This window comes from Lysinibacter cavernae (assembly GCF_011758565.1).
GTDB classification, from domain to species: Bacteria; Actinomycetota; Actinomycetes; order Actinomycetales; family Microbacteriaceae; genus Lysinibacter; species Lysinibacter cavernae.
In genome coordinates this window covers 462,078-482,243 of sequence record NZ_JAAMOX010000002.1, presented here as the reverse complement: position 1 = coordinate 482,243, position 20,166 = coordinate 462,078, and the positions used below count along the sequence as shown (strand labels likewise).

Genomic DNA, 20,166 nt, shown 5'->3' with positions numbered 1-20,166 from the left:
CTCAGGGGGTATTGGGTTATAGTGGATAGTACCCCTAGGGGGTATCCACTTTATTGAAGGAGTACCATGACCACCACCAACTACACCGTCACCGGAATGACCTGCGGACACTGCGAAGGCTCCGTCCGCTCCGAGGTCAGCCAGGTGGCGGGGGTCGAAAGCCTCGAGGTCAGTGCTGCCAACGGCACCCTCAGCGTGACGACCGCAGCGCCGGTTGACGATCAGCTCATCCTTGCCGCCGTTGACGAGGCCGGATACTCGGCCGCTCGCGTCAACTAATACACACAGATCTGGAGGGAACCATGTCAGCGACCAAACCTGAGCTCGATGAGCGAGGCCTCGAACTGACGATCGGCGGCATGACGTGCGCGTCGTGCGCCATGCGGATCGAGAAAAAGCTCAACAAGCTGGACGGGGTTCAGGCAACGGTGAACTACGCGACCGAAAAGGCGCGAGTGCATGTTCCGAGCGGATTTGACCCGCAGCTCATCATCGATGAGGTTGAGAAAACGGGTTACACCGCAGAGCTTCCTGCGCCGCCTCGCCAGAACAAGGACGCGCAGACCTCGGAAGACAGTGAACTTCGTTTGCTGCGCAACCGGCTCATTGGCAGCGTTATCCTCTCGGTTCCGGTCATTGCAATGGCGATGATTCCGGCCCTCCAGTTCAACTATTGGCAGTGGGCCTCGCTCACGCTTGCCGCGCCAGTTATCGTGTGGGGGGCGTGGCCGTTCCATAAGGCGGCCTGGACAAATCTTCGTCACGGCGCCGCCACCATGGATACGCTCATCTCGCTCGGAACGCTCTCGGCGTTTGTCTGGTCGCTCTACGCGCTCTTCTTGGGCACGGCGGGGCACCCCGGTATGACGCATCCCTTCGAGTTGACGGTTTCACCGAGTGATGGTGCCGGCAATATCTATCTTGAGGTTGCCGCTGGTGTCACCATGTTTGTGCTTGCCGGTCGCTATTTTGAAAAGCGGTCGAAGCGACAGGCGGGGGCGGCGCTCCGCGCGCTCATGGAGCTTGGGGCGAAGGATGTTGCGGTCCTCCGCAACGGTTCTGAAACTCGCATCCCGATCGAACAACTCACCGTTGGTGACGAGTTTGTGGTGCGTCCTGGTGAGAAGATCGCGACCGATGGCGTGATTACCGAGGGCAGTTCTGCGATTGACGCCAGTTTGTTGACCGGCGAATCGGTTCCGGCCGAGGTCACCGTTGGCGACGGCGTGACCGGCGCGACCGTGAATGTTGGCGGTCGCCTTGTGGTGCGCGCCACCCGCATCGGTTCCGATACCCAGCTCGCCCACATGGCCGCGCTGGTTGAAGACGCGCAGTCGGGTAAGGCCGATGTGCAGCGCTTAGCCGATCGCGTGTCTGGCGTGTTTGTTCCGATTGTGATTGTGATCGCCATTGGCACGCTCGCGGCTTGGCTGCTCAGCGGAGCATCGTCCTCTGCCGCGTTCACGGCGGCCGTTGCTGTGCTCATCATCGCTTGCCCTTGCGCGCTTGGCCTCGCGACCCCAACGGCGTTGCTGGTTGGTACAGGACGGGGTGCGCAGCTTGGCATCCTCATCCGCGGCCCAGAGGTGCTGGAATCGACTCGCAAGGTTGACACGGTTGTGCTTGATAAGACCGGCACGATCACCACGGGAAAGATGGCGCTTGTGGATGTTGTCGTCGCAAACGGCATAGGCGAGGACGAAGCGATTCGCCTGGCCGGTGCGCTCGAGCACGCATCCGAGCATCCCATTGCTCAGGCAATCGCGACCGCAGCAGTTGCCCGCGTTGGTGAGCTGCCTGCCGTCGAATCGTTTGCCAATAGTGCGGGCAAGGGTGTGACCGGAGTGGTTGAAGGCCGTGCGGTGTTGGTTGGCCGCGAATCGTTGTTGGCCGACTGGGCTATTCAGCTCAGCGACGAACTTGCAGACGCAAAACGGCTGGCTGAGGCCGACGGGAAAACCGCGGTTCTCGTGGCGTGGGACGGTGAGCCTGTCGCCGTGTTGGTTGTTGCCGATACGGTGAAGCCCACGAGTGCGGAGGCAATCTCGCAGCTCAAGGCGCTTGGGCTGACGCCCATCTTGCTCACCGGTGACAACGATACGGTGGCGCGTCTTGTTGCCGCAGAGGTTGGTATCGACGAGGTTATTGCCGAGGTGCTTCCGAGCGAGAAGGTGAATGTTGTTGCCCGCCTCCAGGCGGAAGGCAAGACGGTTGCGATGGTTGGCGACGGCGTCAACGATGCGGCTGCCCTCGCAACGGCCGACCTTGGCCTCGCAATGGGTACCGGCGCGGATGCCGCGATCGAGGCTGCCGACATCACGCTCGTCCGTGGCGATCTCCGCTCGGCGGCGGATGCCATCCGCCTGTCGCGTCGCACGCTCGGCACGATCAAGACCAACCTGTTTTGGGCCTTTGCGTATAACGTCGCTGCTATTCCGCTTGCCGCGCTTGGCCTGCTGAATCCGATGCTCGCCGGTGCCGCGATGGCGTTCTCGAGCGTGTTTGTTGTTGGCAATAGCCTGTTGCTTCGCGCCTTTCGATCGACCGCAGGATAGGGGACGCTCATGTGTGAAGTTGGAGATCGAGTCGTAGAATCGTTCGGAGCCCCTCACGAGAAGGAATGTGAAATGACTGATCACGCGCACCACGGGTACATCACCGACAAAGACAAGTACCTCGCGCGCCTCAAGCGCATCGAGGGGCAGGCCCGTGGCATTCACCGCATGGTCGACGAGGAGCAGTACTGCATCGACATCTTGACGCAGATCTCGGCGCTCAAGAGTGCGCTCGAGGGTGTTGCCCTCGGGCTCCTAGATGACCACCTCGGGCACTGTGTCATCGACGCGGCTCGCAATGGGGGAGCAGAGGCTGACGAGAAGCTCAAAGAGGCGTCCGCGGCTATTGCTCGGCTGGTTCGTTCCTAGCGAGCAGCGAGCAGCCGGGCCTAGCCGTCCCGTCGTGTGAGTGCCGAGAGAGACGCAGCCGCTTCAAAGAGTAGGGGAAGGGCGCGGTCCCTGAACTCGTCGTCGAGCCGGGCCGCCGGTCCAGAGACCGAGATGGCTGTTGGCGTCGGCGCATTTGGGATAGGCACCGCGAAGCACCGCACGCCAACTTCTTGCTCGCCTTCATCGGTCGAATAACCGGTCGCGCGAATCTCGTTGAGCGCCCCGATGAGCGAGTCGGCGTCTGGCAGCGTGGTGTCGGTGTGTACGGGCATCCCTGCCCGGCCAACAATTCCCCTCACGCTGGCGTCGTCAAGCTGCGAGAGGAGCGCCTTCCCCAGCCCGGAGTCGTGCATGTAGCTGCGGCGGCCAACCTCGGTGATGGTCCGCATGGAGCGCTTCGACCCGACCTGGGCGATGTAGAGCAGCATGTCGCCGTCGAGGATGGCCATGTTTGCGGATTCCCCGAGCTGGTCGACGAGCCGGTTGAGCTGTGGATGCGCCACCATCCCCAGCTGCTTGCTCGCCGCTTCGCCAAGCGAGATGAGGCCGGGGCCGAGGGAGTAGCTCTTATTTGCGAGTTGCCGGAGGTACCCATCGGCAACAAGCGTTCGCAGGATGCGGTGGATGGTTGGCCTTGGCAGGTCTGCCCGATTGGCGAGCTCGGTGAGCGTGATGCTGCCACCTGCGGCGGCGATGAGTTGGAGCAGCCAGAAGACGCGTTCAACGGATTGTGCGCCCGTTCCTGAAGCTTTTTCATTCGTCATTGAATTCGCCGTTCCTGTTCTGACCATTATGGCGTTGGCCCTGGTCTTCCGTGGACTTGGGGGAGTCGCTTCGAAAAAAACCTTTGACTGTTTTACGAGAAGCGCTTAGTCTAACTTTCACATAGTAGAACAAAACTTCCACATAGTTGAAAAACTAAGTCACTTTTTCGAATATCCACCACTCAACGTTGATTGGCGATCTCAAAATGACAGTGCACACACAGAACCCCGAGGTTGCCGCAGCAACCCAACGTGGCGAGCCCCCGCAACACTACGACCTGCGAAAGCCAAAGCATCCTGGTCGTTGGATCGCTGCGATCATCATTATTGCAATCCTCGGCGCAATTATCTGGGCCTTTGCGGTTGGCCAAATCAACTGGAAGTCGGTTGGGCAGTACTTCGGCACAAAACAGATTTTCCAAGGCTTCCTGCAGACGATTTGGCTTGCGGTGCTCTCGATGGTGGTTGGGATCGTGCTTGGGGGCATCCTCGCGGTGATGCGCCTTTCCAAGAATCCTGTCGCCTCGACGGTGTCGTGGCTGTACGTGTGGGCATTCAGGGGAACGCCCGTCTTTGTGCAGCTGCTCATTTGGTTCAACATCGCGCTGGTGTTTCCGACCATCGGGTTTCCCGGCGGAGTTGAATACAAAACCATCGAGGTCGTTACCCCACTCGTTGCGGCTGTGCTTGGGCTTGGGCTCAACGAGGCCGCATACCTCGCCGAGATCTTTAGGGGAGGCCTCCTCTCCGTTGAAAAAGGCCAGAAGGAGGCCGCGACCGCCCTCGGCATCCCCTCTCGGGTATCCCTCATGAGGGTGATCGTGCCGCAGGCGATGCCGTCCATCCTTCCTCCCGTTGGAAACGAAGCCATCACCCTGTTGAAAACCACATCGCTCGCGGCCGTCATCGCCTTCCCCGAGTTGCTCTCGCGGGCACAGCAGATTTACTTCGTCAACGGACAGGTGATGGAGCTACTGTTTGTGGCTGCTATCTGGTACCTCATCGCGACCTCGGTCCTCAGCGTCTTCCAGTACTACCTCGAACGGCACTTTTCTCGCGGCAAAGACTGGCAAACGGGCATCGGCGATCGCATGATCGGCGACCTGATCAGACTCGTGAAGGGAGGGCGGACCAATGCCAATTCTTGAGGCAAAGGCCATCCGCAAAAGCTATCTCGGGATTCCCGTTCTTCAGGGAGTCGACTTTGAATGTGCCGAGGGCGAGGTGGTGTGCCTCATCGGGCGTTCCGGTTCAGGAAAGAGCACGCTCCTGCGCTGCATGAACCACCTCGAGGCCCCAGACGACGGCATCGTGCTGCTCAACGGCGACGTCATGGGCTATCTCAAACGCGGTGACCACTACGTTGGCGCCCCCGAGCGAGTGGTGGATGCGCAGCGTCGCCGCATCGGCATGGTCTTCCAAAAGTTCAACCTGTTTGGCAACATGACGGCAGAAGAAAACGTCGTGCTTGCGCTTCGAACGGTGCTGAAGCAGAGTAAGTCGACCGCACGCGCAAACGCGGCGGCGGCCCTCGACCGGGTTGGTCTGTCCGACCGGATGAAGCACTACCCGTCCCAGCTGTCTGGCGGGCAGCAGCAGCGCGTTGCGATCGCACGGGCGCTCGCGATGTCGCCCGATGTCCTGTTGTTTGATGAGCCGACCTCTGCCCTCGATCCTGAACTTGTTGGTGAAGTGCTCGCCACCATGAAGGAGATCGCGGCAGAGGGGATGACCATGGTCGTGGTCACCCACGAGATGCAGTTTGCCCGTGAGGTCGCCGACCGAGTCATTGTGCTCGACGGCGGCGTCATCATCGAGGAGGGCACGCCAAGCGACGTGCTTGAGCATCCAGTGCACGAACGCACCAGGAGTTTTGTCAATCGTTTTAACCTCACCCACCGAAGTTCAGAAAGGTATCCATCATGAACATCCGTACGTCAATGGCGACAGCGGCTCTGCTCTCCGCAACGGCGCTGCTCCTGTCTGGCTGCAGCGACGCGGCAACGATCAGCGAGCCGTCAACGAGCTCAACCCCCGGCGCATCCGCTGCCCCAGACCTTGGGACGGCCAACGCCGAACTCATCGCGTCAATCAAGGCCGAACCAGGGCTCAAGGAGATGCTTCCCCAAGACATCATCGATAGGGGCCACATCATCAACCTGTCACAGATCCCGAATGCCCCAATGGAATACACCGTTGAAGGAACCGACACTCTTATTGGTGCTGACATCGACATGATCAACGCACTCAGCGCAGTGATCGGTATCGACATCAAGATCAACACGGTGCAGGACTTCGCGGCGCTTATGCCTGGCCTCACTACTGGCAGGACCGACATGGTGCTCTCGTCGATGATCGATAAGGCAGAGCGTCAGGAGTCCGCATCGTTTGTTGACATGTTCGACACGTTCGCGAGCCTGCTGCTGCCAGCGGATAGCGCCGGCGACTTTACCGAGCTGTCGGACTTCTGCGGCGAATCGGTGATCGCCGAGACCGGAACGCTGTACCCAGGCATGGTCGAGACCCTCTCGCAGGAGGAATGCGTGGCAAAGTCGCTCGCGCCCATCAACCTCGTCGAGGTGGCTGGTGTGCAGGCCCAACTGCTGCAGATCCAGCAGGGCAGGGGTGTCGCCGCGATGATGGCCATTGAGGTCATGGGCTTCGAGCGGAGCAAGGATCCCGGTGCGTGGGAGGTCTTCCCCGCCCAGTTTGGCGTTGGCACCTACGGCGTCGCCTTCGCGAAGGACAACACCGCGCTTGGCGACACCATCCAGCGCGCCTTTGAAGTCCTGCACGAACGCGGTGTGTACCAAGAATTGCTTGCGACTTGGAACCTCGAAGAGGGTGCGCGAGACGACTTCCCCATCAACGGCGCAACGATGGCGGCAACGTCGTGACGTCCGGGCCACGGTACCCAGAACTCGCCGGAACGGTAGCGGCCGTTTCCGGCGGCGCGAGTGGCATTGGTGAAGCATCCGTTCGGGCGCTCGCCGAGCAGGGGGCGACGGTGTGGATGCTCGACATTGACTCCGCAGCCGTCGAATCGACGCGTGCCTCGCTGCTGGCTCTCGGGCTCGACGTGAACGGGATTGTTTGTGATGTCTCCGACGAGGCCTCCGTCGTCGCCGCGATCACGCGCATCCTTGCCGAATCTGGCCGCCTTGATACCGTGCACTGCAATGCCGCCGTGACGTGGACGGAGCCGGTCTCCTCAACAACCCTTGCCGGGTGGAAGCGTGTCATCGATATCAACCTCACGGGGGCCTTTTTGCTCGCAAAAGAGGCCTATCTCGCGATGCGGACGGCCGGCAACGGCGGCAGCATCATCTTCACCGGGTCGCCACACGCGCTTCGCACCATCCCTGAATCGAGCGCCTATTCGGCCTCGAAGGGGGGAGTCGCCGCGCTCATGAAGGCGCTTGCGATCGAGGCAGCTCCCTTTGGCATTCGCGTCAATTCGGTGCTACCCGGAGCGGTTGATACCCCGCTGCTTCGGTCGGATGCCGCCCTCAGCGACGATCCAGAGGCCATGATTCGGCGGTGGGGCGCGTCGCGACCAGTAGGTCGCATCGGCAAACCCGATGAAATCGCATCGGTGGTTGCGTTCTTGGCTTCGGAAGGTGCCTCGTATATGTCTGGCTCAGAAATCATGGTTGATGGCGGACTCTATGCCTACCTCGGCGACGGAATGAAGACCATCGATGACAACTAATCGCCACTGCGGACGGAGTATTCAGTGCTGACACTGCCAGAGGGAAAGACGTTTGGGCTGGCCATTACGGTCGATATGGATGGGCATGCCGTCTGGCTCGCAAAGGGAAAAGACGACCCGTCGTACCTTGCGAGGGGAGAATACGGGCCGGAGGTCGGCGTTCCCCGGCTGCTCGACCTGTTCGATCGCTACAACCTTCGGACCTCCTGGGGCATCCCAGGCCATACCCTGTTGACCTGGCCGGAGCGCAGCCGAGAAGTTGCCGATCGCGGCCACGAAATCTTTGCGCACGGCGTGTATCACGAGAACCTGCTTGATATGCCACGGGGTCGCGAGGACGAACTGCTCGCCCGTCAGATTGAGCAGCATCTTGAGGTCATTGGCACGCGGCCGCGTGGCTACCGGGTGCCGTCGGGGCCTCTGACCGAGCACACGTACGAGCTGCTCGAAGCGCACGGTTTTGAGTGGAGCAGCAGCACATCCGGCCGCGATTTTGAGCCCTACTATCCGAGGGCCATTGTGAGCATCGATCGCGAAGATCGCACGGTGTTCGGGCGGGAATACAACCTGCTCGAGTTTTCGGTTTCCTGGTATCTCGAAGACTGGATGGCGTTCGAGTTTGTGGCTGGCTCGTTGCAGGGCCTTTCGTCAACGCAGGTCGTTTTTGACCGGTGGAAGGATTCGCTTGACTGGGGGATGAAACACTGCCCAGGTGGCGTGATGGTCCTTGTGTTGCACCCACAGTGCATTGGGAGGCCGCACCACATGCTCATGCTTGAGCGCTTTATCGATTACTGTGCAGGACTCGATAGTCTCTGGATAACCGGGCTGAACGACGCCTATGACGCATGGTCAGGCAAACCGGCCGTTTTCTCACCAAACCCCCAATAATGACAAGGAAACGCATCACTATGAACACAACCAAGCTCCCCTCCCGTCACCTCTTTGGGCCGGGCCCGACCAATCCGTATCCTGAGGCAACGAGTGCCCTCGGTTATCCGCTGCTCGGTCATCTTGACCCGGAGTTCCTTGCCCGTCTTGACGCAACCGTTTCTGGGCTCCGTACCCTGTGGGGCACAAGTAACGAACGCACCCTGCCACTGAGCGCAACGGGTTCCGCAGGCATGGAGACTGCCTTTGTGAATACCATCCGGCCGGGCGACGTCGCCGTGGTTGCGGTCAATGGTCTTTTTGGCGAGCGGATGTGTGACGTTGCCGCCCGCTGCGGCGCCGAGGTCGTGCGCGTTGACCATGTGTGGGGCCAACCGGTAGACGCACAGAAGGTATTGGATGCGCATCCAAACCCAACGGTCATCGCAGCCGTCCACGCCGAAACCTCAACCGGCGTGCTGTCCGACCTCGAACCGCTCGCTCGGGAAAAGGGCGACGCGCTCGTCATCATGGATGCCGTAACGTCAATCGGTGGCATGGAACTCAGGGTTGACGAGTGGGGCATTGACGTTGCCTACGCCGGCACGCAAAAATGCCTTGGCGTTGCCCCAGGACTTGCCCCGTTCACGATTTCCGAGCGAGCGTTTGCACGGCGAAACACCGAACCCCAGTCGTGGTACTTCGACCTCGGGATGCTCGGCGGCTACGTCGGCTCGGCGAGCGGCGGCGGGCGCACCTATCACCACACCGCACCCGTCGCGATGATCGCGAGCTTGCAGGCCGGCATTGATCGGGTCTTGTCGGAAGGCCAGGAGAACGTATGGCTTCGGCACCGCCAGGCCGGAGAGGCCCTGCAGGACGGGCTCCAAGAGATGGGCCTTGAGTTGTTTGCGGCAGAGGGCTCGCGCCTGCCGCAGCTCACGAGCGTGAAGGTTCCTGATGGCGTCGACTCCGTTGCCGTGCGCAACTACCTGCTGTCGAGGTTTGACATCGAGATCGGCTCTGGCGTGAAGGAATTTGCGTCGACGGTCTGGCGTATTGGGCTCATGGGGCCAAACGCGTCCCCAGCATCCGTGACCCTGCTGCTTGGCGCCCTCAAGGAGGCCATCGCGCGCGCCTAAGCGCAGGCGACAACGCACCTCAGCTCAGCACCGCTCAATCCGGCAACGAAGGGATTCACCGTGGAACCAGTCAGTACGCATCAGGCAGACCGCAGCCAGACGGTTGTGGAATGGCATCGCAACGGCGGTGCGGCCGTTGTCGAGTCGCTCATCGCGCACGGCGTCGATACGGTGTTTGGGATTCCCGGCACGCATAACCTTGAGATCTATCGGCACCTCAAGCTCAGGGGGCTCCGGGTGGTCACCGTGCGGCACGAGCAGGGCGCTGGGTATGCCGCTGACGGCTATAGCCAGGTCACGGGTCGCCAAGGTGTGGTGCTGACCACAAGCGGGCCGGCGGTTTTGAATGCTGTCGCCGCGGCAGGAACCGCATACGCAGAGTCGAGGCCCGTCCTATTTCTCGCTTCTGGGCTCGCCTCCGGCGCGGAGGGCCTCGACTCCGGTGAACTGCACGACACAAAGGATGCCTTCGGGGCGATGGCGTGTGTGACCAAATGGAGCAGGCGCGCGGAGTCGACGGAAGACATCTCCGCTTCTCTCGCCGACGCGTTCTGGCAGCTCACGGACGGGCGGCCACGCCCCGCCTTTGTCGAGATTCCTCATGATTATTTGGCGGGGTCGTGGCGGGGGGAGGTCGCGCAGCCGCGTGAGCGCCGCCAGTTGCCGGTTGCTCCCGATCGGATTGAGGCCGCTGCGGACCTGCTCATTGGTTCCCAGCGACCCGGCATCGTCGTTGGTGGCGGCGCGCGCGGCGTCTCGTCACTGGTGCGCGAGCTCGCCGAACGACTGAACGCCCCAGTGCTGACAACCTGCAACGGTAAAGGCGTGCTGCCCGAATCGCATCCGCTCTCGCTTGGTGCAAATATCCGCCTCGAATCCGCGCACACCTGGGCGAATACCCGCGACGCCCTTCTGGTGATTGGTAGCGAGCTGAGTGACTCAGACCTGTGGGGCGGAACAATCACCAACTCGCATATCATCCGGGTCGATGTTGACCCCGCGCAGCTTCGTCGCAACGCCTCTCCAGCAATTGGGCTGGCCGCACGCGCAGAGGAGGCGGTACCCGCCCTCATCGATGCCATCGGATCGCGCCGTGGTGCGGCGCGAGATTCGGACGCGGCAGCACTCCGCGGCGTGTTCGCGAGTGAGGCAGACGAGCTTGGGCTTTCGTGGCGGGCCCTTCACGCCGAGCTCAGGGCCGCGCTCCCGAGCGATGTCATCATCACCGGCGACTCCTCGCAGTCGACGTACTTTGGTACCGTTCATTACTTTCCGGTCGATCAACCAAATTCGCTGTTGTACATGCCGCGTTCCGCGACGCTTGGGTACGCGCTTCCTGCTGCCATCGGTGCGCAGGTTGCGTGTCCGGACCGGGCCGTTGTTGCCATCGTCGGCGACGGTGCCGTGATGTTTTCGGTGCAGGAATTTGCGACGGCGGTTGAGCAGGGGCTTGGTGTCGTTGTGCTTGTGGCAAACAACGGTGGGTATCGCGAGATTCGCGAGCAGCAGCTTTCGCTTGGAATCGAGCCGGTTGGTGTTGACCTTGTTCAGCCAGACTTTGCCGCGCTCGCCGTTGCGCTTGGCGGGTATGGAGAGGTGGCGACGGACGCCGCGGATGTCGCTCGACGTGCCGCCGCCGCAATCGGCCGCGACCGGCCAACGCTTATTAGCTTTGTGTGTTAGCCGGTTCGTGTGAGGCGTGTTGCGGCTCAAGCTGTGCGAGCAGGGTGCGAAGGGTCGCGTTGAGTGCGTCGAGTTCGGTTGGGCTCATGATGCCGAGCGGCTGGGCCTCGGCTTCAAGCTGAACCGGCAGCATCGCATGGATAGCATCCGCCCCTGAGCGCGTTGCGTAGAGCAGGCTTCCCCGCTTGTCCCGAGGGTGTGGGCGGCGCTCAATGTGTCCCTGCTCGACGAGCCGCTGGGTCCATTTTGTGACTGCGGGGGCCGAGACGATGAGGCGGTCAGCAATTTCGCTTGGCATGAGCGCTCGATCACTGCGCACGAGTGCTGCGAGGATATCGAACTCGCCCCTGCTAAAGCCAAATTGCTTGAGCAATGCGTCGCTTTGGAGCTGAAGGATGCGCGAGATTCGATTGATGCGGCCAACCGTATCAATCGGAGCCGTGTCGAGTTCGGGGCGCAGCTGGCGCCATTGGGCACGGACTTCATCAAGCGCGTCGGTCATGTTCCCAGTATAAAGTACTTCACTCGTGAACTAGAATAGGGTGTTGCACTGTTTGCTACCCGGGGGACTATGACCACACCAACAAGCGCTCTTCTCTTGCCAAAAGCCAAGGATTTCCTTCGCTTTGGCCCACATAATGGGGCTCATCGACCCGCAATTCGGGCTGCGGTCGCTGTTGTTGTCCCGCTCGCTGTGCTGTGCCTCATCGGCCGCCCAGAGTGGGGGCCATACGCCGTGTTTGGTTCAATGCTTTCGGTCTACGGCCGAGGCATCGCGCGGCACGCTCGCTTGCGGATGCAGGCTGAAACCGGTCTTGGCCTTGTCCTGTGCGTGGTGCTTGGTGTTGCCCTTGCCGCGTTAGGCGCGGCTCCCGTCGTAAACATTCTGGCAACGGCAATGATTGCGGCCGTTGCCTCCGCGGTTGCCGACCGACGGCGCTGGCAGCCGGGCGGCCCCATCTTTTTCGTCTTCGGGTTTGCCGTGTGTGCGTGGATGCCTGCGACCGCATCCACCATCGGTATCGCCGCGATCTGCGCGGGAGTGAGCGCTCTCTTCGCCCTTGCCGTTGGGTACGTTGGCCTCGCGCTGCCAGCTGCACGGCGACAGGCCCGTGCGGCGAAGGCTGCGCCACAACATCCGGCCGCTGCAGGGCCGTCACCAGCCATGATTGCGCTCCATGCCGGCCTTTGTGGCGTTGCGGCAGCGCTTGCCGGGCTTACGAGTTACGCGCTTGGCCTTGGATTCTCGTACTGGGCAATGGTTGCCGCGGTTGTCCCCGTCGTTGGCGGCTCGACCGCAGCGCAACTCCTGAGGGCGGGCCACAGGGTCATCGGCACCATGCTTGGCCTCGTCATTGCCGCTGGCCTCTTGTTTTTGCCACTCAATCTTGTTGGCATCGTTGTGGTTATTGGCCTGCTGCAGATCGGGGCCGAGCTGACGGTAGCGAGAAACTACAGCGCCGCGCTCCTGTTTATTACCCCGCTTGCGCTTATGATGATGCACCTCACCCGTCCGCTTCCGGTTGGTGAGGTGCTCAGGGATCGTGCTATCGACACAATTATTGGCGTTCTTGTGACCGCCCTCCTGCTGTTGGCAACGCACCGGTTGCGCAAGCGGTTGCGGGCCGCTGCGGCAGCTGGATGATCGGGTCTCTGTTGCCGTTTGGCGTCTGGAAACACCGAAGCCCGGTCGCGGGCAGTGACCGGGCTTCGTGTTGTTGAGCGTTAGGACGGAATGAGCCCAAGCGCGTTGACTGCTTCGCGCTCGTCAAGCAGCTCGGTTACGGACGCGTCGATGCGCTCCCGCGAGAACTGGTCAATTGTGAGGCCTTGGACGATTTCCCACTGGCCGTTCACGCTGCGTGCAGGGAACGACGAGATGAGTCCGTTTGGCACTCCGTACGATCCGTCAGACGGAAGCGCGACGCTTGTCCACTCGTGTGGCCGTGTTCCTGTGACCCAGTCGCGCATGTGGTCGATGGCCGCGTTTGCCGCGCTGGCAGCGGATGATGAACCTCGAGCCTCGATGATCTCGCCGCCGCGCTTGGCGACCCGCTCGATATACGCGCCGCGGGCCCAGCGGGGGTCGACCATGTCGAGCGCTGGTGAGCCAGCAACAATTGCGTGGCTGAGGTCGGGGTACTGAGTAATGGAGTGGTTTCCCCAGATCGTGATTCCGCTCACGCTGTCAACCGGCACGTCAGCCTCGGCAGCAAGGATGCCAACAGCGCGGTTGTGGTCGAGGCGGGTCAGTGCGGTGAACCGTTCGGCGGGAACGTCTGGAGCGTTGCGTTGCGCGATGAGCGCATTGGTATTGGCGGGATTGCCAACCACGATAACGCGGATGTCGTCGGCCGCGTGGTCGTTCAGCGCTCGTCCTTGCGGGCCAAAGATGCCCCCGTTTGCCGAGAGAAGGTCGCTGCGCTCCATGCCAGCGGTGCGCGGGCGGGCGCCAACCAGAAACGCAATATTTGCCCCCTCGAACACCACGTTTGGGTCGGTGTCGATCGTGACGCTCTGCAAGAGAGGGAATGCGCAGTCGGTGAGTTCGAGGGCGGTTCCTTCCGCCGCGCTCACTCCCTGCGGGATCTCAAGGAGCCTCAGGTGGATCGGGGTTTTTGGCCCAAGAAGATCGCCTGATGCGAGGCGGAAGAGTGCTGCATAGCCGATCTGTCCACCGGCTCCACTCAGGGCAATTGTTACTGCTTGTGCGCTCATTCCCACAGTTTAGGATCCAGGGGCCGCCGAGGAGAAGCCCCGAGGTTGCGCCTGCGTTGCGCGGTGGAGGGGTGGATGCCGCTGGTTGGCCAACTCTTGGTCGGCTATTCGAGGTCGGGAAATTCACCGCAGTAGACCGCCAGCGCTGGTGGATTTCCCGACGCCGATGTGAGATCGGCGCGCGCGGAGGCGTTGGCGAGTTAAATAAAGATGAGGGCCGGTCGTAGAGGCTAACGACCAACCCTCACCTTTGCACCAAGAGTGTCCTGCAATCATTTACGTTGTCCGCCACAGCTAACGTTCAACGTTCCACCAGAGTATAACGAAACGATAACGAGCGCTAGTTATCTGTTTGTTATATTTCGATTTCTTGCCAAATTCATAGGAACCGTTTACCTGGCCCGGTTTGCTGTGGCACCCGGATGCCTGGCGGCAGTAGGGGCTCCGCCCCGTAAGTCCATGATGGCGGCTGGTTGGTGAGTTGTTCCGGCTCGCGATGAGTACCGTGCTGGCGCGAATGAAAAAGGTATCCTCGGAGACGGGGTCTTGATCAACAACGGGCTTCGGAGCATTCGATCCGAGGCAGAAAGCGTGAACGAACCGTGACAACGCCAAGCGGCAACGAGCCTGCAACGACGCCAGATCATCCGGCAACAAACCCGCCAGCCCCAACCTCGGGGCCGCCCGCGCCGCCGACGGGTGCCCCGGCTGGCCCGCCAGCACCTCCTGCGCATACCGGCCAGCCCGCACCGCATGTGGACGCTGTCCCTTCAGCGTCGTCGGCTGGCGTGCCATCCGCGCCTCCTGCGCCTCCTGCGAGCAATTCGGACGTTCCTCCGGTCCCGCCAGCCCCATCATGGCCACTAGCGCCGCCAGCTGGCGAAGCCCCAACACTGCCAACAAGCGCCGTTCCCGCGCCGCCCGCAAACGCCATCATCTCGCCTCCCGCGCCGCCGGCTGGCGATATCAAGGGCCCGCCAGCGCCGCCGACTGGGGTGTCAACGGATCAGCCGACAATGCCAATGCCGACAACCGAAACACCCCAAGCGCCATCCACTTCGACGCTTCCGTCAGTCGTGCCCCCGCCGCCTCAATACGATAACGCCGCTGTCCCAAGCTATGGAGCGCCGACGCCTCAGCCCGCGGAATACGGGATGGGTTATGCCGGCCAGTCTTCGCCCGCACCAAAGAAGCGCAAGCGGACCATTGTGCTTGCGTCGATTATCGGCGGGGCCGTATTGATCGCGGGCGCTGGTGTTGGCGCGGCTGCAATTATCTCTGGCCAAGACTCGAACAGCTCTGAGTCTGCTTCGTCAGAAAAGGAGTCGAAGTCCACCTCGAAGGACAAATCGGAGAAGTCGGAAAAGACGTCTGAGCCGACACCTTCGCCCTCGCCCACGGGCAAGTCCACACCGGCGCCAGATTCTGGCTCGTCGGAGCAGGACCGGCCGGTCTACGGGCCTGATGATCCACAAATTGGAGGAACTGGCACAATCGGAGAACGGCTCGAAGCTTTTCGAATCGAGCTGAAACAGTCGAACGACGATGGAACGCTCTGGACGAAGATTCCCCAAACAAAAGAGAATCTTGGTGCCTACCTCGCTGCCCAGTTCATCCTCACGGATCTCAAAGCGGCTACCTATTTTGGAACTCCCGATGCTGAAACGGAGCTGTTTTACGCGCAGCACGCCAAGCACATTGAGCTGATGCTTCTGGCGGAACAACCGCTCGGCACGAGCGTGCACTACGTCATGGAAGACGGAACCGTCTTTGACTACAACGGCGACACCGGCGAAGTCAGTATGGAGGCCCCAACCCCGTAGGGGCGTGCTCCTCGTCGGCGGCTGCTCCACCGGATTGGTGGAGTGGCCCGTCGATGAGAGTTGCTTTTCGGGTAGGCAATAACAGTCAGCGAAAGCGAAGCCCCTGAAGGCTCCGTCTTAGAAGATGTCGGGGCTTGGGGTGCTGCTGTGGCGAATCGATACGTCGGCGTGGCGGTCGAAGCGGTAGCCAACACCGCGGACGGTGCGAACGATGTCCTGGTAGTCGCCGAGCTTCACGCGGAGGCGGCGGACGTGCACATCGATCGTGCGCTCGCTTGGGATCTCCTCGTCGCCAGCGGCATCCCACAGGCCGTTGATCAGTTCTTGGCGCTCGACAGTCTGACCCTCGCGGAGGACGAGGAACTGGAGGAGCTCGAACTCCTTGTAGGTGAGCGCAACCGGGGTATTGTCGAGCTGGAGGCGCTTGCGGGAAAGATCAATAACAACGCCGTCGCGTACGCGGTCGAGATCTGGGTCGATCTCTGGCTTGCGGTGGCGGGCGATTGCGGCAGGGTCGCCGAGGGCGAGGCGGACAACATCCACGTCGCGTCCGCCGCTGCCTTCTGGCGCGAGGGCAACTGCCGCGTAGGTTTCGGAACCGGGAGCGATCTGCGCGGTGAGCTGCTTGAGCGCCTCAACGATGCTGCCGAGCGAGGTGCCAGCCGCGTCTGCCTTGTCCTCGTCGAATCCGACGTAGAGGACAAAGCCACGGGCCTCGGTGCCTGATGGAACGGCCCGGACAGTCGGCGCCGGGTTGACCGGAGCGGCGAGGTCGGGGCGGGCAACGGTGGCGGTCTGAGGCGCGGTAGCTGGGGTTGCGGTGATGGTCGACATGAGAGAAATCCTTTGATGATGTGAGCCCGGTGGTTCGTGAGAAACCACTCGCGGTGCTCGAGTGTTGTGTTGTGTCGATCCCGTTCTACGGGTGTGCGACGGTTGGGCGTGAGCCCTGTGTGAATCGCCGTGAGCGTGAATTGCTCTGCGGTTGGGGTTCGCCTACCTCAACCCATCCAACGAATGGAATATGGGGAGTTGGAGCGAACCGGCAGCTGAGTGCGCCTAAAAGGCTTGAGTTAGCTGCACATTCGACAACACGAAACAACGGTGCCGGCCATCATCATGCCGGTAGTCCTGGGGGCCTCGAAGGCTGTCAGGGCATACACGTTGTCAGTCATGTATCAAAGTAAAGCGAAGATGACACAGTATGTCAAGCAGTTTCTGGGGAGAAACCCAAAAACCTGCATCTATTTGGGACTTTCTGCGCAAATCCGAGGATTTTTCGACAGAAACTCACAAATAGATGCAGGTTTGGTGGGGAAGATTAGTCAATCGTGCCGTAGAGGCGGTCGCCCGCGTCACCGAGACCGGGCACGATGTAGCCCTGTTCGTTGAGGCGCTCGTCAACCGCACCAAGCACGATCGTCACGTTGCGGCCTTCAGTCGCCTTCTCAAGGGCTTCGAGGCCCTCTGGCGCGGCAAGGATGCAGACTGCCGTGATGTTGTCGGCCCCGCGGTCGAACAGGAACTGGATGGCCGCGGCAAGCGAGCCGCCCGTTGCGAGCATGGGGTCGAGCACAAAACACTGGCGGCCGCTCAGGTCGTCTGGAAGACGTTCGGCGTAGGTCACTGGCTGGAATGTTGTTTCGTCGCGCACCATGCCAAGGAATCCGACCTCGGCGGTCGGAAGCAACTTGACCATGCCCTCAAGCATGCCGAGGCCCGCACGGAGAATCGGAACAACGAGGGGGAGCGGACGCGCGAGCTGGACGCCCTGTGTCTCGCAGACCGGGGTCTCGAAGGTGATCTCCTCGATGGCGACCTCGCGGGTTGCTTCGTAGGCCAGGAGCGTCACGAGTTCTTCGGTGAGCGCGCGGAACGTCGGCTGAGCCGTTGTTTTGTCGCGAAGAACCGTGAGCTTATGGGTGATCAAAGGGTGGTCCGCAACAAAAACTCGCATAGAGTCAATCTAGTGGAAATTCGGCGATCTCGTTGGCCGATACCTCAGCAAACCAGTGAACGGAAGGCGGTTGAGCGTGACACATCCCGGCTTAGCGTTCAGCGAGCAGCACCGCGAGTGGATGCGCCTCGCGATTGACGAGGCAACGCTCACCGCAGCGACGGACGACGTGCCGATCGGCGCACTGGTGTTTGACGCAGAGGGCGCGCTCATCGGCAGGGGCCACAACGAGCGTCACAATGCCCTAGACCCGACGGCCCACGCGGAGGTGCTTGCGATTCGCGAGGCGGCCCGGCACCTCGGGGACCGCATCCTGAGCGATTGCACAATCGTTGTCACACTTGAGCCGTGTGTGATGTGCGCAGGGGCTATCGCGGCTGCCCGCATCCCCACTGTGGTGTTTGGCGCCTGGGACGAGAAGGCCGGCGCTGTTGGCAGCGTCTATGACGTGTTGAGGGACCGCCGGCTCCCGCACCGCTCAGAAGTAATTGCGGGTGTTGAAGAGGCCGAGTGTGTACGCCTGTTGACCGATTTCTTCGCATCCAAGCGCTAGGTCGACATGCCCAGCTTCATGCGGGTTTTGTTCCTGAACCAGATTCCGAAACGTTGAAACTCCCCAAAAATTGCAGGTCGTTGTGAAGCTAGGCCTTAGTCGGAACTCTTGAGCACGATCGCTTCGGTACTCGGCGCCGTGTCGTTCGGGTCGATGTACACGTCTGGCTCAATGTAGATGACCCGCGCCGCGGGAACTGCCTCGCGGATGCGCGACTCGGCCCTGTTGATAATGACCGAGAGTTCGCCGACTGTGCGTCGCGCGGCAACACTAATCTTCGCGCCGACCATGAATTCGTCTGGTCCAAGGTAGAGGGTCTTCATGTGGATGATGCGCTCAACTTCGGGGTCGGCGATGAGGGCCCTTTCGATTGCCTCAACATCCTCGTCTGACGCACCTTCGCCAACGAGTAGGCTCTTGACCTCGATGCCAAGTACGACGGCAACCGCCACGAGCAGCACGCCAATGAAGATGGTCGAGATGCCGTCAAACAGGCCGTTGTGGGTGATGACCGTGAGGCTCACGCCGATAAGCGCAAAGATCAGGCCAACGAGTGCCGCAACATCCTCAAGCAGCACAACGGGAAGCTCGGGAGCCTTTGAGCGCCGCACAAACTGGACCCACGACTTATTACCGCGCAGCGGGTTGCTCTCGCGAATGGCGGTGCGCAGCGAGAAGCTTTCGAGCACGATGGCGATGAGCAGCACGCCGATGGGGATCCACCACATCTCAAGCGGGTGGGGATTCTGGATCTTGTTAATGCCCTCGTAAACCGAGAACACGCCACCGACCGAGAACAGGATGATGGCCACAACAAAGGCGTAGACAAAACGTACTCGGCCGTAACCGAAGGGGTGCTCTTTGTCTGCGGCCTGCTTGGCACGCTTGTTTCCGAGCAGGAGGAGGAGCTGGTTGCCGGAGTCGGCGAGCGAGTGCACACCCTCGGCGAGCATTGATGCAGAGCCGGAAAGGAACCACGCAACAAACTTGGCCACCGCGATTCCTAGGTTCGCCGAAAATGCCGCGATGATGGCCTTTTGTCCGCCTGAAGCGCTCACTGATCCTCCGAATTTGACCCGGTTGGTGTACTGGTACTCATTCTATGATGGTGGGGTGACCGCTCCTACAGAGAATATTCAGTTGCCCACGATCGCGATTCTTGGACTCGGTTCGATGGGAGGTGCGATTCTTTCCGGGCTGCGTCAGCCTTCCGTGACCGTTGCCGGCGGCATCCGTGTGACTAACCGTTCGGCGGCGAACGCCGCCGTGTTTGACGATGCTGACGACGTCACCGCGTACGCGACCGAGACCGATCCCGAGGCAAACCTCAAGGCCGTCGCCGGCGCACGAGTTGTGCTGGTTGCGGTGAAGCCGTGGATGGTCACCGACCTGCTTGCCGAGATCAAGGATGCCCTCGAACCAGATGCCATCATCGTGAGCGTCGCCGCAGGTGTGACGGTCGCCACCTTTGAGGCAGCGCTGCCATCACACATTGCCGTCATTCGCTCGATGCCAAACACTCCCGCAGTTGTTGGCAAGGCTGTCACTGGCCTGAGCGCGGGCACTCGTTCAACGGATGCCGATTTGCAGCTGGTCCGTGAGGTATTCGAGACGGTCGGCACGGTCGTCGTGACGCCGGAATCGCAGCTCGATTCACTCAGCGCAATTTCGGGCTCCGGCCCCGCCTATGTGTTCCTCTTTGTTGAGAAGCTCACGGCGGCCGCCCTCGCGCTCGGCTTCAGCCCAGAAGACGCAAAGGTGCTGGTCGAGACGACCTTTGCCGGGGCTTCCGAACTGCTCGTGACGAGCGGCGAAGACCCGGCTGAGCTGCGTCGCCGCGTAACGAGCCCGAAGGGCACAACCGAGCAAGCGATCAAGGTCTTTCAGGAGCAAATCCCAGACCAGGTATTCATTGACGCAACGGCTGCGGCGCTGAAGCGCTCTCGCGAGCTCGCCGCAGAATAAACGTCGCTCGCGGGGCGCACTTTGGCTCGTGGGG

At 61.4% G+C, this 20,166-nt stretch carries 21 protein-coding genes; 14 read left to right on the top strand and 7 right to left on the bottom strand.

Features of this window, described 5'->3' with window-relative positions:
• Window positions 1-66 precede the first annotated feature (66 nt).
• From FHX76_RS11580 to FHX76_RS11570, 3 genes are all read left to right on the top strand, one after another.
• Window positions 67-279, top strand: a complete 213-nt coding sequence (locus FHX76_RS11580; RefSeq protein WP_167150835.1) for a heavy-metal-associated domain-containing protein — start codon at window positions 67-69, stop codon at window positions 277-279.
• 23 nt (window positions 280-302) lie between these two features.
• Entirely contained in the window at window positions 303-2,555 is a 2,253-nt protein-coding gene (locus tag FHX76_RS11575) for a heavy metal translocating P-type ATPase (RefSeq protein ID WP_167150834.1), read from the top strand.
• Window positions 2,556-2,627: 72 nt separating this feature from the next.
• On the top strand, window positions 2,628-2,924 hold the full coding sequence (locus tag FHX76_RS11570; RefSeq protein WP_167150833.1) for a metal-sensitive transcriptional regulator: 297 nt from the start codon (window positions 2,628-2,630) through the stop codon (window positions 2,922-2,924).
• 20 nt (window positions 2,925-2,944) lie between these two features.
• Here the strand turns inward: FHX76_RS11570 and FHX76_RS11565 are convergent, their stop codons facing one another.
• The gene (locus tag FHX76_RS11565) at window positions 2,945-3,709 is read right to left on the bottom strand and encodes an IclR family transcriptional regulator (protein WP_167150832.1); all 765 of its coding nucleotides are present in this window, start codon (window positions 3,707-3,709) and stop codon (window positions 2,945-2,947) included.
• Between the two features lie 206 nt (window positions 3,710-3,915).
• Here FHX76_RS11565 and FHX76_RS11560 point away from each other — a divergent pair, with 206 nt between their 5' ends.
• The 7 genes from FHX76_RS11560 to FHX76_RS16775 are packed head-to-tail and all read left to right on the top strand — an operon-like array spanning window position 3,916 to window position 11,116.
• Window positions 3,916-4,857, top strand: coding sequence for an amino acid ABC transporter permease (locus tag FHX76_RS11560; protein ID WP_167150831.1), 942 nt, complete (start codon window positions 3,916-3,918; stop codon window positions 4,855-4,857).
• Complete coding sequence (locus tag FHX76_RS11555) at window positions 4,844-5,635, top strand: amino acid ABC transporter ATP-binding protein (protein WP_167150830.1); 792 nt, start codon at window positions 4,844-4,846, stop codon at window positions 5,633-5,635. The genes FHX76_RS11560 and FHX76_RS11555 overlap by 14 nt, the downstream gene beginning before the upstream one ends.
• Window positions 5,632-6,606, top strand: a complete 975-nt coding sequence (locus tag FHX76_RS11550; RefSeq protein WP_167150829.1) for a transporter substrate-binding domain-containing protein — start codon at window positions 5,632-5,634, stop codon at window positions 6,604-6,606. Before FHX76_RS11555 ends, FHX76_RS11550 begins: the two co-directional genes overlap by 4 nt.
• Window positions 6,603-7,421, top strand: a complete 819-nt coding sequence (locus tag FHX76_RS11545; protein WP_167150828.1) for an SDR family oxidoreductase — start codon at window positions 6,603-6,605, stop codon at window positions 7,419-7,421. The genes FHX76_RS11550 and FHX76_RS11545 overlap by 4 nt, the downstream gene beginning before the upstream one ends.
• A gap of 24 nt (window positions 7,422-7,445) precedes the next feature.
• Window positions 7,446-8,312: a polysaccharide deacetylase family protein gene (locus FHX76_RS11540; protein ID WP_167150827.1), complete on the top strand. Its 867-nt coding sequence runs from the start codon at window positions 7,446-7,448 to the stop codon at window positions 8,310-8,312.
• Window positions 8,313-8,332: 20 nt separating this feature from the next.
• On the top strand, window positions 8,333-9,433 hold the full coding sequence (locus FHX76_RS11535) for a pyridoxal-phosphate-dependent aminotransferase family protein (RefSeq protein ID WP_167150826.1): 1,101 nt from the start codon (window positions 8,333-8,335) through the stop codon (window positions 9,431-9,433).
• 60 nt (window positions 9,434-9,493) lie between these two features.
• Window positions 9,494-11,116 carry a thiamine pyrophosphate-binding protein gene (locus tag FHX76_RS16775; protein ID WP_341777938.1) on the top strand — a complete coding sequence of 541 codons (1,623 nt, stop codon included), beginning with the start codon at window positions 9,494-9,496 and terminating at the stop codon, window positions 11,114-11,116.
• Here FHX76_RS16775 and FHX76_RS11525 read toward each other — a convergent pair.
• Entirely contained in the window at window positions 11,100-11,618 is a 519-nt protein-coding gene (locus FHX76_RS11525; RefSeq protein WP_167150825.1) for a MarR family winged helix-turn-helix transcriptional regulator, read from the bottom strand. The genes FHX76_RS16775 and FHX76_RS11525 overlap by 17 nt on opposite strands.
• A 69-nt stretch (window positions 11,619-11,687) precedes the next feature.
• On the opposite strand from FHX76_RS11525, the gene FHX76_RS11520 reads away from it, so the two are divergent.
• Window positions 11,688-12,761, top strand: a complete 1,074-nt coding sequence (locus FHX76_RS11520) for an FUSC family protein (RefSeq protein ID WP_167150824.1) — start codon at window positions 11,688-11,690, stop codon at window positions 12,759-12,761.
• An 80-nt stretch (window positions 12,762-12,841) separates the two neighbouring features.
• Here the strand turns inward: FHX76_RS11520 and FHX76_RS11515 are convergent, their stop codons facing one another.
• Window positions 12,842-13,834, bottom strand: coding sequence for a malate dehydrogenase (locus tag FHX76_RS11515; protein ID WP_167150823.1), 993 nt, complete (start codon window positions 13,832-13,834; stop codon window positions 12,842-12,844).
• Between the two features lie 643 nt (window positions 13,835-14,477).
• A complete protein-coding gene (locus tag FHX76_RS11510) occupies window positions 14,478-14,771 on the bottom strand; it encodes a hypothetical protein (protein ID WP_167150822.1) in 294 nt (97 codons plus the stop codon).
• An 85-nt stretch (window positions 14,772-14,856) separates the two neighbouring features.
• Here FHX76_RS11510 and FHX76_RS11505 point away from each other — a divergent pair, with 85 nt between their 5' ends.
• Entirely contained in the window at window positions 14,857-15,657 is an 801-nt protein-coding gene (locus FHX76_RS11505; protein ID WP_167150821.1) for a hypothetical protein, read from the top strand.
• A gap of 117 nt (window positions 15,658-15,774) precedes the next feature.
• On the opposite strand, the gene FHX76_RS11500 is transcribed toward FHX76_RS11505, so the two are convergent.
• Window positions 15,775-16,491, bottom strand: a complete 717-nt coding sequence (locus tag FHX76_RS11500; RefSeq protein WP_208402661.1) for a winged helix-turn-helix domain-containing protein — start codon at window positions 16,489-16,491, stop codon at window positions 15,775-15,777.
• Between the two features lie 487 nt (window positions 16,492-16,978).
• Window positions 16,979-17,614 carry a uracil phosphoribosyltransferase gene (gene upp / locus FHX76_RS11495; RefSeq protein WP_167150820.1) on the bottom strand — a complete coding sequence of 212 codons (636 nt, stop codon included), beginning with the start codon at window positions 17,612-17,614 and terminating at the stop codon, window positions 16,979-16,981.
• A gap of 70 nt (window positions 17,615-17,684) precedes the next feature.
• Here upp and FHX76_RS11490 point away from each other — a divergent pair, with 70 nt between their 5' ends.
• Entirely contained in the window at window positions 17,685-18,167 is a 483-nt protein-coding gene (locus tag FHX76_RS11490) for a nucleoside deaminase (RefSeq protein ID WP_386761732.1), read from the top strand.
• Window positions 18,168-18,262: 95 nt separating this feature from the next.
• Here FHX76_RS11490 and FHX76_RS11485 read toward each other — a convergent pair whose 3' ends face one another.
• Window positions 18,263-19,225, bottom strand: coding sequence for a cation diffusion facilitator family transporter (locus FHX76_RS11485; protein WP_167150819.1), 963 nt, complete (start codon window positions 19,223-19,225; stop codon window positions 18,263-18,265).
• 55 nt (window positions 19,226-19,280) lie between these two features.
• On the opposite strand from FHX76_RS11485, the gene proC reads away from it, so the two are divergent.
• On the top strand, window positions 19,281-20,132 hold the full coding sequence (gene proC / locus FHX76_RS11480; protein WP_341777936.1) for a pyrroline-5-carboxylate reductase: 852 nt from the start codon (window positions 19,281-19,283) through the stop codon (window positions 20,130-20,132).
• Window positions 20,133-20,166: the final 34 nt, after the last annotated feature.